Below are 10,000 nucleotides of genomic sequence, written 5' to 3' on the forward strand. Positions count from 1 at the left end.
ACCGAATGCCTAAGGTTTCCTGAGGAAGGCTCGTCCGCTCAGGGTTAGTCAGGACCTAAGCCGAGGCCGACAGGCGTAGGCGATGGACAACAGGTTGATATTCCTGTACCACCTCTTTATCGTTTGAGCAATGGAGGGACGCAGAAGGATAGAAGAAGCGTGCGATTGGTTGTGCACGTCCAAGCAGTTAGGCTGGTAAGTAGGCAAATCCGCTTACCGCGAAGGCTGAGCTGTGATGGGGAAGCTCCTTATGGAGCGAAGTCTTTGATTCCCCGCTGCCAAGAAAAGCTTCTAGCGAGATAAAAGGTGCCTGTACCGCAAACCGACACAGGTAGGCGAGGAGAGAATCCTAAGGTGTGCGAGAGAACTCTGGTTAAGGAACTCGGCAAAATGACCCCGTAACTTCGGGAGAAGGGGTGCTTTCTTAACGGAAAGCCGCAGTGAATAGGCCCAAGCGACTGTTTAGCAAAAACACAGGTCTCTGCGAAGCCGTAAGGCGAAGTATAGGGGCTGACACCTGCCCGGTGCTGGAAGGTTAAGGAGAGGGGTTAGCGCAAGCGAAGCTCTGAACTGAAGCCCCAGTAAACGGCGGCCGTAACTATAACGGTCCTAAGGTAGCGAAATTCCTTGTCGGGTAAGTTCCGACCCGCACGAAAGGTGTAACGATTTGGGCACTGTCTCAACCAGAGACTCGGTGAAATTATAGTACCTGTGAAGATGCAGGTTACCCGCGACAGGACGGAAAGACCCCGTGGAGCTTTACTGTAGCCTGATATTGAATTTTGGTACAGCTTGTACAGGATAGGCGGGAGCCTTTGAAGCCGGAGCGCTAGCTTCGGTGGAGGCGCTGGTGGGATACCGCCCTGGCTGTATTGAAATTCTAACCTACGGGTCTTATCGACCCGGGAGACAGTGTCAGGTGGGCAGTTTGACTGGGGCGGTCGCCTCCTAAAAAGTAACGGAGGCGCCCAAAGGTTCCCTCAGAATGGTTGGAAATCATTCGTAGAGTGCAAAGGCATAAGGGAGCTTGACTGCGAGACCTACAAGTCGAGCAGGGACGAAAGTCGGGCTTAGTGATCCGGTGGTTCCGCATGGAAGGGCCATCGCTCAACGGATAAAAGCTACCCCGGGGATAACAGGCTTATCTCCCCCAAGAGTCCACATCGACGGGGAGGTTTGGCACCTCGATGTCGGCTCATCGCATCCTGGGGCTGTAGTCGGTCCCAAGGGTTGGGCTGTTCGCCCATTAAAGCGGTACGCGAGCTGGGTTCAGAACGTCGTGAGACAGTTCGGTCCCTATCCGTCGTGGGCGTAGGAAATTTGAGAGGAGCTGTCCTTAGTACGAGAGGACCGGGATGGACGCACCGCTGGTGTACCAGTTGTTCTGCCAAGGGCATAGCTGGGTAGCTATGTGCGGAAGGGATAAGTGCTGAAAGCATCTAAGCATGAAGCCCCCCTCAAGATGAGATTTCCCATAGCGTTAAGCTAGTAAGATCCCTGAAAGATGATCAGGTTGATAGGTTCGAGGTGGAAGCGTGGTGACACGTGGAGCTGACGAATACTAATAGATCGAGGACTTAACCATATAATATGAAGCAAATGTTATCTAGTTTTGAAGGAATATACCTTCATAAGTCTGGTAATGATGGCAGAGAGGTCACACCCGTTCCCATACCGAACACGGAAGTTAAGCTCTCTAGCGCCGATGGTAGTTGGGACTTTGTCCCTGTGAGAGTAGGACGTTGCCGGGCAATCTAAGACGAGTCAGTATGACTCGTCTTTTTTGTGTATTATAAAGAAAAATAGCTAGGAAGTTCTATTATTGAATGGATGGTTTCATTTTCTTTTCAAAAATAAAAATTCCATCAGCAGAGGTATCCTCCACTGATGGTTAGTTGAATAAATTTCTATTTGCTATCATTAAATATTATATTTTACAGTATTATTTTTAAGATCTTGCTGTGCTTGTGTGTCTACATATGGTGAACTGCTTCGTGGTTTGAATTCTTCTTAAAATCCTTTAAAAGCTGTATTGTTGTTTTTTGAATAAGTAAAGGCAATACATGAAATGAATATGGTTTATAGACGCGTTCTGTCCATTTATGACCGTCTTTCCCGTACACCCCCATGTTAATAGAAGGTATATTTAATTTACGTATAGTATCGTATGGAAGTGGATATAGTTGTTCCCACTTTGGAAAGTTGTGTAATAATGGTTTGAGTTCATCGTCTGTTTCGTGTATAGATAGGAAGCTTCCGTCAGCTAAATAAGGGAAAAACTTTTTCAAAACAAATTGTTCACCAGTCTCATCTTGTACATTTTGCAGTATTATTTCAATGCTGCTTTGTAGTTGACGATTTTGTTCGCTTGTTTGCTTTAAATAGTTATGTGGTAAAAAAGGCGGTGCAAAAAATAAAATAACCCGTGCTTTTTTTTCAGGATCCATTTCTTGTAGAGCAGCAACAATTTCAAAACAAACTTCACGTAAGTCACTATTATTACTTTGCTTGAGCGTATCGTGAATAATTGCTTCTGTATTTATGCCATGCTGCTGTAATTCTTCTATATAATCTCCGTAACTTGTAACCGCAATCTCCCAGGAAAGGTCACGTGATGGTAAGCCTGTTACAAGTAAATAATGCTGGAACTGTTCTTTGAGGTACTCTTCAGCTTCTTTGCATACCTGTCTTGTTTCGGCTAATAATTTCTCAAGAACTTCTTCAGGTGTAGATTCGTAAATAAAATAATTAAAGTATAGTTGGCTGCTTGTTGCGGTTTGTACAGTATACCTGTTTTTATTATCACGTTGATATAAACATGTTGGAGGTAGAACAAGCTCATCAGGAATAATTTCAGTTAGTTTATAGTTGTTATGTAATCTCCGTGTAATTTGAGCAGCAATAAAGTTTGGGTCAATTCCTGATAATGTATCTCCAACATGTACTTCTCTTCCATAAATATAGAAGCAAGGTAGAAGTTTCCCTGCTGTTCCTGTATAAATATAGCGCTGATTGTCTCCGTCGTATAGAGGTGTGATGAAGTCATTATTAATTGCTAAACGATAGTGTAATTGTTTTTCTTGTTGTAGTCTTTCTAATTCGGTTAATGCAGCTGTAATTCCACGGTGTTCACCTTCTTCATCACCATTGAAAAGTAAGAGGAGATTTCCTTCTAATAGATCGGTATGTTGCGTGAAATATAAAATATTAGCGATATGGATAGCAGCTCCACTTTTCATATCAACAGAGCCTCGGCCAAATAGCCAATCTCCAGATTTGGCATCAGTTTGGACGTCAAGATTTCCCTCATATGTTTGAAAATACTCTTCTAATGTTTCTGAAGAAAAAGCATGTTCTTTTAATAGGCCAAAGTCTTCAATTCCAACTGTATCTAGATGAGAATGATAAATGATGGTAGAAGTCGAGTTTTTGTTTCCTTCTACAAATGCAAATAAATTCTTTCGGTTAATTGGATCATTTGGAACAGTTTGTATCCATAAATGTTCAGGATGCTGCTTAAAATATGGAAAGCTTTTTAAAATACGATAAAGCTCATCTATAATACGGGCTTCACCTTCAGTTCCGTTAATGCTATTAAATGAAACGAGATGCTTTGTGAGTGTTTCGACTTGTTTTTCTAGAGATAGTGAGTGTAATTGTTGATACATAAGATAAAACCTCCTTAATTTTTCGATTAAAAAAGTAATTGTTTGCAATAGCATCATGTATTTTATTGTTTAAAAAGAAAACAGTAATAATATTTTGGATAACAACTCATACTAGCCTCAAGTTTAAAACTTTCATATCCGTTTTCTGTTTCCACATTATGAAATTAGTTTCCGCCATATGAATAAAAAATGGCGGCAGATTGCTTAGCTTATACTACTGACGTTCTGCCGATTTTAGTAGATATTTCACTAGCAGCTTGTTTCACCTTGCTAATATGGAAAGTTAGCTGGTCATTGTTAATACGGTGGCTATGCCGGTGTCCGGTTCTTTCCAGGAATATGCTACGAAGTATATAAGTCCTGCCACTGGCTTTACTATTGGATGGCTGTATTGGCTAAGCTGGACAAATACCGTTGGACTTGAATTTACAACTGCAGGTATTACGATGCAGCGCTGGTTTCCTGATATTTCTGTATGGGTTTGGTGTTACAATCTTTAGTATCAATGCATTATCTGCCCGTAGTTATGCAGAAACAGAGTTTTGGTTTTCGAGCATTAAAGTGTCAGCTATTGTTGCCTTCATTATTCTTGGAGGGGCAGCGATGTTTGGTTTTATTGACCTAAAAGGGAACGAAGCAGCTCCGCTTTTTTCAAACTTTACGGACCATGGTGGTCTATTTCCAAACGGAATTGGTGCGATACTGCTAACAATGGTTATGGCTAACTATTCCTTCCAGGGTACAGAACTTGTTGGCATCGCGGCAGGTGAAAGTGAAAACCCTGAAAAAATTCTACCCCGTTCTATTCGAAATATTATTTGGCGGACGATGTTTTTCTTTGTTTTAGCGATATTTGTTCTTGTTGCTTTGATTCCCTGGAAAGAAGCAGGGTTAACGAAGAGTCCATTTGTTGCAGTTTTTGATAACATGGGCATTCCGTATGCTGCTGATATTATGAACTTTGTCATTCTTACTGCTGTTCTTTCTGTTGCTAACTCAGGATTATATGCAGCAACGAGAATGCTTTGGTCATTATCCAAAAATGACATGGCTCCAGCTTTTTTACAGAAGTTATCGTCACGAGGAATTCCGATATATGCATTAATTATGACGATATCTATTTCTACTTTTTCACTTTTGACGAGTGTTGTGGCTGCTGAGACGGTGTATTTATGGTTAATTTCGATTTCTGGCGTTATTACAATTATTGTATGGATGTCCATTTGTGCCTCTCAGTTTATTTTCCGAAGACGTTATCTAGCTGAAGGCGGGAAGTTAGAAGACTTGAAATTCAAAACACCTCTTTATCCAATTATTCCCATTGTGGGTTTCAGATTGTATGGAATTATATTAGTAAGTCTTATTTTTATTCCTGATCAGAGACTAGGAATTTATTGTACTGTACCGTTTATTATTGCCTGTTATGCTTACTACTACATAAAAGTAAGAAAAAGAACTAGTAATAACAGTTACAGTGAGAATAAAGTAAGTAAGATGATGTGAACCTATATAGTTATAATGAGTTAAATAAGTTAGGGTTACTTAGGAATTTTAGATACAATCAGAGCGTTATTAGGAAGTGTTTTGCTTTTTAAGTTACTTGTATCGCGTAAGACCCTTGCCTTAAGGTTTAGAGAAAATAAAGGGGATAGTCAGGGGATAACAAATCCTTCTACGGATGAGAAGTTCATTTTGTTTTTTCTAAGTGCATTTTTAAAATGAAGTGAAAACAGCACCGTTCAAGTAATCTTGAACGGTGCTGTTTTTATTTATCCCACACTATTCGCGGGTTCAAGATAGAGAGAAGCGAAGAAGCTAGGTGGGGGATAAAGAAAATCCCCATTGATGGAAGGTTCACTTTATAATATTTTTGGGATTTATTAAAAATGTTGCATCATAACTAAATGAAGGGGCCCTGCTGGCTGACTAGTTGTTTATTTCGAATAAAAGAGATTGTTCTAGTTAAAGCAGCACAAAAGTAGTGAATACAATAGCTAACAAAAGACGATAATAGGCAAATGGCTTTAATCCTATTTTAGCTAGCAGCTTTAAAAAGGTAACGACTGCTAGCATTGCTACAATAAAAGAAGTAATAAAACCTACTGCGAACATTGGGATATCGTCTGCGCTTAAATACTTCCAACTTTTTAATAAGTCTAGACCAGTTGCTCCAACCATGACTGGAAGAGCGATAAGAAAAGAGAATTCTGATGAAGCTTTATAATTCGCTTTTGCTAACAATCCTCCAGAAATAGTGGATCCGGCTCTTGAAAAACCAGGATAGACCGCTAAACATTGAAATAATCCAATTGTTAATGCTTGACGATATGTTAAATCATCTAATGAATAAGCTGTGGCTTCTGTTTTTTTTACCTCTGCAAAAATCATAAGAATAGCTCCTGCTACAAGTCCGATAACGACAGTGTGTGCCTGAAATAAGTATGTTTTAATTACATCATGTAATAGTAAGCCAGCAATTACAGCTGGGAATACACCTAGGACTACATGTAATGCATTGAATTTTTTTTCTTTCTGGAGAAGAGGTTTAATGTTAAATAAAGAAACGAGGCGTTTGTGATATAAAACAGCGATAGCTAAAATCGCTCCTAGCTGTATTACAATCTCAAATGTTTTTGCTCTTTCTCCTTCAAATCCTAACAAGTGGCCGGCTAATATAAGATGGCCAGTAGAGGAAATCGGTAAAAATTCTGCTAGTCCTTCTATGATACCAAGTATAAAGGCGATTAGTGTGTCGCTCATAATTTCACTCCTAATATATAAATGAAAATTCTTCTTTCAAATCTTGAGAACAGGTAGAGACTTTCGGGATACTTTTTCATCCGTATAAATCAATGAATATCAACCTTTTTAAAATAGAAGATTGTTGTGATAAATCCGATCATAGCTGTAGCGACAATAACGATATAAGAGTATTCTGGAGGATAGGTCGGTTGCAGTTCGTTGTTTACTATATCGAGTGTAGCTGTCCAAGGAAATAAATCTTTGTGTTCCGAATTTGTAACCATAAGGTTCATCATTGTTATAACAATAGTAAATATAATAGGCGGAACATAAGTCTTCATTACAAGAGTTAACAGTACAATAGGAGGGGATAAGACAAAAAGGAGTCCACCGCCCAGCAAAAATTTCAGTAAAGATTGCAAAAGTAATGGGCCACTTAAGCCGGGAAAGCCTCCTAATAGTCCTAATAGTAAAGTTAGTCCCCAAGTAACTACAGTCAACATCATAATCCAAATAAAAAGAAGAATAAATTTATTCATAATAAAGTTAAAACGTGATACAGGAATGGTTAATAGGCTTTTTAATGTATCTTCTGTGTATTCTCGATTAAAGAGATAAGAGGTAACGACTCCGTATAGAAGGACTCCCATTAATAAAATAGTATACATATTAGCGTTATAAAAAAGGACATCGAGACCTGCAGCTGGAGCGGATGGTTTTGTTTTCTTTTCTATATAAAAGGCTGAAACTATCATAAATGGTGCTACCGCTGCCCCAATAATACTAATCAAGAACATATTAGAGCGTTTTAATTTTAATAGTTCTGTATATAGTAGATTAACCAATTGTCCCACCCCCAACCAATTTGGTGAAGTAATCTTCTAATCTATCTTCGCTCATCATAATCTTTAATACTTCAATATCGTTTTGAACAAATGTTTTATTAATCTGTCCTTGTTGTCCCAAGTGGGAATAAATACGAATATTTCCTTCATCATGTACTTCGTAATCAAAAATATGGAATTGTTTTTCTAAAAGGATTACAGCTTTATTATCGTTATTTACTTGGAACTCCAAGTATTGACGATTTGTTTTTCGAAGCGTATCAAGAGCAATTTCCTCTAAGAGTTTTCCTTCATGAATGATGCCCATATGATCTACTAGTTGCTCGACTTCAGCTAAAATATGACTAGAAATTAATATCGTGATTTTTCTTTCTTGTGCTAAAGATTTAATGAGCTTTCGCATCTCTTTAATACCAATGGGATCTAAACCGTTAGTCGGCTCATCTAATATTAATAGCTCTGGATAATGGAGAAGAGCTCTTGCAATCCCTAATCGTTGTTTCATTCCTAAAGAATATTTACCTACTAATTTTTTTATCTCATGTTGCAGTCCTACAATTTCTAATGCTTCTTCAATTGCATTTTTTTTGTGAACGCCCATAATTTTGGCATTAATTAATAAATTTTCTCTTGCAGTAAGGTTTTCATAAAAACCTGGAACTTCAACGATAGAACCAATTCTTCTTAAAATTTCTTTTTGGTTTTTGAAAAAATCCTCTCCGAATATTTCGATTTTTCCACTTGTAGGTTTTATTAGGCCTAGCAGCATTCGAATTGCAGTCGTTTTACCTGCACCATTTCGCCCGATGAATCCATAAATCTCTCCTTGGTTCACATTTATATTGAGATTATCTACAGATTTTTGATTGCCATAAATTTTAGTAAGATTTGTTGTTTTTATAATTGTACTCACTTTAAAACACCTACTTTCTATAATCTCTTAATTACATGATAAAAAGGAGAATTTAACTGCTGCTTAATCATTTCTTAACTATTTCTTAAAAACAGTTTGCTTCGGGATGGAAAATCCAAAGGTAGTTCTTTCCCAGGGAATGCTTTCTGCCCAAATTTTGCCACTATTTTTTTCTACAAGTGCTTTCGCAATAGCGAGTCCTAGACCACTGCCACCATGCGCAAGGTTCCTTGACTGATCACTTCGGTACATTCTCTCAAATACGTTCTCTAAATCATGTTTTGAAATTCCGGGGCCTTGATCCCAAATAAGCAGTTGATATTCATTGGTGGTTTCCGAGAGCTCTATTCCTACTACTTTCCCTGGTTTTCCATAATATATGGCATTTTTCATGAGGTTACCTATAACTCGCATCAGACTAAGAGAATCTGCTGTAATTAGGCAAGGGTCTTCAGGAATGTTAACTTGTAACTTGATACCTTGCTTAGATAGTTCAGGTAAAAATTCAATTAAAGATTCCCTAGCAATCTCTGAAAAATCAAGTTGTTCTTCTTTTAATGGAAACTCATCGGCATCTAGCTTGGCCATATTAAATATTTGATCAACTAATTGTTTTAAGCCGTTTGATTTCTTTGAGAGTATTTCAAGGTATTCTTGTTTTTCATCTTCAGAAGCAGCGATATCATCTTTTAAAGCATCAATATATCCAATAATAGAAGTAAGAGGTGTTCGAATATCATGTGAGATACTAGATAGAAGTTGTTTTCGGGCTTCTTGAGATCTTTTGGCTTCAACTTGAATCTTTTCTAGCTCGCTTATTAATTCATTTATAGAAAAAACTACATCATCTAATGAATGGTCGTTATTTGTATATAGTCTTGTATGTAAATTTCCGTTCATTGCACGTCTTAATTTATCAACTATAGACTTTCGGTTCTGAATAAAATGAAGTCTTGTAAAGAAAAGGCTTATTGTTATAACAATAAGTGTAATGAATAAAGTTAATTTTAATGTGTGAACCATGTCTATAAATAGAAGCCCAGTTATGATTATGAGTTGACATAGGATAAGATAGAGAATTTTATCATTCTTCATCCTTTTCACCTGCAAATTTATAACCGATTCCCCATATAGTTTGAATGAATTTAGGATCAGAGGGATTAGCTTCTATTTTCTTTCTAAGCTTTCTAATGTGAACCATAACTGTATTGTCATCTTCTATATAGTTACTGTCCCAAACATTGCGAAAGAGTTGTGTTTTCGTAAAAACTTGTCCAGGATTTGAAGCAAAGAACTTTAATAGTTCAAGTTCTTTCCCGGTTAAAGAGATTTCTTTTCCATTGACGTTAGCTGTGTACTTTTTTAAATCAATTGTTAGCCCTTTAAATGTTAGGATTGTTTCTTCTTGCGTGTTAGCATTACTTCCTAATATTAAAAAGCGCCTCATAAGAGCTTTTACTCTAGCGACCACTTCATTAATACTAAAGGGCTTTGTAATGTAATCGTCCGCACCTATGCTTAAGCCTAAAATTTTATCTACTTCTTGATCTTTAGCGGTGAGCATTAATATTGGGATGTTTGTTTTATCTCTAAGTCTTCTACATACTTCGATACCATCAATTTTAGGCATCATAAGATCTAATATGATGAGATTGTATTTGTTTTGCTCAAATAAGCGAATAGCCTCTTCACCATTTATAGCGATATCTACTGTATATAGTTCTCGTTCTAAATATTTTTTTAATAAATCTCGTATTTCTTTTTCATCGTCTGCTATAAGTACACGGACATCTTCCATGTTTCCACCTGCTTCTAATATGATTTTGTTGGCA

Annotated in this window: 6 protein-coding genes, 2 rRNA genes and 1 pseudogene (1 of these 9 only partly in view); 3 read left to right on the plus strand and 6 right to left on the minus strand. The window is 37.7% G+C overall.

Going from position 1 to position 10,000, the window contains the following annotated elements; translation table 11 throughout:
* Nucleotides 1–1,585 (plus strand): 23S ribosomal RNA (locus AB1284_RS24190) (it extends 1,338 nt beyond the left edge of the window).
* 50 nt (nucleotides 1,586–1,635) lie between these two features.
* Nucleotides 1,636–1,751: ribosomal RNA gene (gene rrf, locus AB1284_RS24195) — 5S ribosomal RNA — on the plus strand.
* A 222-nt stretch (nucleotides 1,752–1,973) separates the two neighbouring features.
* Here the strand turns inward: rrf and AB1284_RS24200 are convergent.
* Nucleotides 1,974–3,668 carry a M20/M25/M40 family metallo-hydrolase gene (locus tag AB1284_RS24200; RefSeq protein WP_429752721.1) on the minus strand — a complete coding sequence of 565 codons (1,695 nt, stop codon included), beginning with the start codon at nucleotides 3,666–3,668 and terminating at the stop codon, nucleotides 1,974–1,976.
* 305 nt (nucleotides 3,669–3,973) lie between these two features.
* Between AB1284_RS24200 and AB1284_RS24205 the strand changes: the two are divergent.
* Nucleotides 3,974–5,171: pseudogene (locus AB1284_RS24205) on the plus strand (amino acid permease); the annotation flags it as partial.
* Between the two features lie 459 nt (nucleotides 5,172–5,630).
* On the opposite strand, the gene bacA reads toward AB1284_RS24205, so the two are convergent.
* From bacA to AB1284_RS24230, 5 genes are all read right to left on the minus strand, one after another.
* Nucleotides 5,631–6,428, minus strand: coding sequence for an undecaprenyl-diphosphate phosphatase (bacA, locus tag AB1284_RS24210; RefSeq protein WP_429752720.1), 798 nt, complete (start codon nucleotides 6,426–6,428; stop codon nucleotides 5,631–5,633).
* Nucleotides 6,429–6,517: 89 nt separating this feature from the next.
* Complete coding sequence (locus AB1284_RS24215; RefSeq protein WP_429752719.1) at nucleotides 6,518–7,255, minus strand: ABC transporter permease; 738 nt, start codon at nucleotides 7,253–7,255, stop codon at nucleotides 6,518–6,520.
* Nucleotides 7,248–8,168, minus strand: a complete 921-nt coding sequence (locus AB1284_RS24220) for an ABC transporter ATP-binding protein (protein WP_429752718.1) — start codon at nucleotides 8,166–8,168, stop codon at nucleotides 7,248–7,250. Before AB1284_RS24220 ends, AB1284_RS24215 begins: the two co-directional genes overlap by 8 nt.
* A gap of 78 nt (nucleotides 8,169–8,246) precedes the next feature.
* Nucleotides 8,247–9,263 carry a sensor histidine kinase gene (locus tag AB1284_RS24225; protein ID WP_429752717.1) on the minus strand — a complete coding sequence of 339 codons (1,017 nt, stop codon included), beginning with the start codon at nucleotides 9,261–9,263 and terminating at the stop codon, nucleotides 8,247–8,249.
* On the minus strand, nucleotides 9,253–9,966 hold the full coding sequence (locus AB1284_RS24230) for a response regulator transcription factor (RefSeq protein ID WP_429752716.1): 714 nt from the start codon (nucleotides 9,964–9,966) through the stop codon (nucleotides 9,253–9,255). Before AB1284_RS24230 ends, AB1284_RS24225 begins: the two co-directional genes overlap by 11 nt.
* Nucleotides 9,967–10,000: the final 34 nt, after the last annotated feature.

This window comes from Bacillus sp. S2(2024), assembly GCF_050474045.1.
Classification (GTDB): domain Bacteria; phylum Bacillota; class Bacilli; order Bacillales; family Bacillaceae_G; genus Bacillus_A; species Bacillus_A yunxiaonensis.

Bases quoted from the DNA above. Each gene is read 5' to 3' on its own strand.
- AB1284_RS24200 (WP_429752721.1), bottom strand. From the start codon at position 3,668: ATGTATCAACAATTACACTCACTATCTCTAGAAAAACAAGTCGAAACA.
- bacA (WP_429752720.1), bottom strand. From the start codon at position 6,428: ATGAGCGACACACTAATCGCCTTTATACTTGGTATCATAGAAGGACTA.
- AB1284_RS24225 (WP_429752717.1), bottom strand. From the start codon at position 9,263: ATGAAGAATGATAAAATTCTCTATCTTATCCTATGTCAACTCATAATC.
- AB1284_RS24230 (WP_429752716.1), bottom strand. From the start codon at position 9,966: ATGGAAGATGTCCGTGTACTTATAGCAGACGATGAAAAAGAAATACGA.